Here is an 869-nt window from a genome sequence, read left to right on the forward strand (position 1 = left end):
GTGATTTTGTTTTCGCACTTGAGAGTTACCTACCACATTATTGTCAAAGGATCAGAAGACGGTTAAATGCCATCTCCATGGATAAAGCTTTGTGATTTACCGTTAAAGCCTTGGTCCATATCGAGAGACGGTTTGTCTGTTTTTGGTCGACCGACGATTTTCGCGGGTACGCCCGCCACGGTTGTGTGCGGTGGCACCGCTTGCAAGACTACGGAGCAAGAGCCGATTTTCGCCCCTTCGCCCACTTCGATATTACCAAGAATTTTGGCACCTGCACCAATCATCACGCCTTCACGGATTTTCGGGTGACGATCGCCGCACTCTTTACCTGTACCACCTAGGGTGACGTCTTGTAGGATCGACACATCGTTATCAACCACCGCTGTTTCACCGATCACGATGCCCGTCGCATGGTCGAGCATGATGCCGCTACCAATACGTGCTGCTGGGTGAATGTCTACCTGACACGCCACAGAAATTTGGTTTTGCAAATACGTCGCAAGGGCATGACGGCCTTGTTTCCACAACCAGTTTGCCACGCGATAGCCTTGCAGCGCGTGGTAACCTTTCAAATACAATAATGGCATTGAGTACATGGAAACAGCAGGGTCGCGGTTGACCGTCGCACAAATGTCACACGCAGCAAAATCCGTGATGGTAGGGTCTGCGGCAAATGCCTCTTCGACCACTTCACGAACGGCCATTGCTGGCATCGACGCCGTGTTTAATTTGTTGGCCAAAATGTAACTCAGTGCCGCACACAAACTTTCATGCTTGATGATGGTAGCGTGGTAAAAGCTCGCCAACATAGGCTCTTGCTCTGACATTTCACGGGCTTCTGAGACAATTTTGTTCCAGACTTTTTGTTT

General features: G+C 49.8%; 1 protein-coding gene. It reads right to left on the reverse strand.

Annotated features, from left to right (window positions below; all coding sequences use genetic code 11):
- Positions 1-62: 62 nt before the first annotated feature.
- A partial coding sequence (cysE, locus tag R7Q46_RS25880; RefSeq protein WP_318078043.1) for a serine O-acetyltransferase occupies positions 63-869 on the reverse strand: 807 nt, incomplete at its 5' end.

Source organism: Vibrio sp. 811, assembly GCF_033339195.1.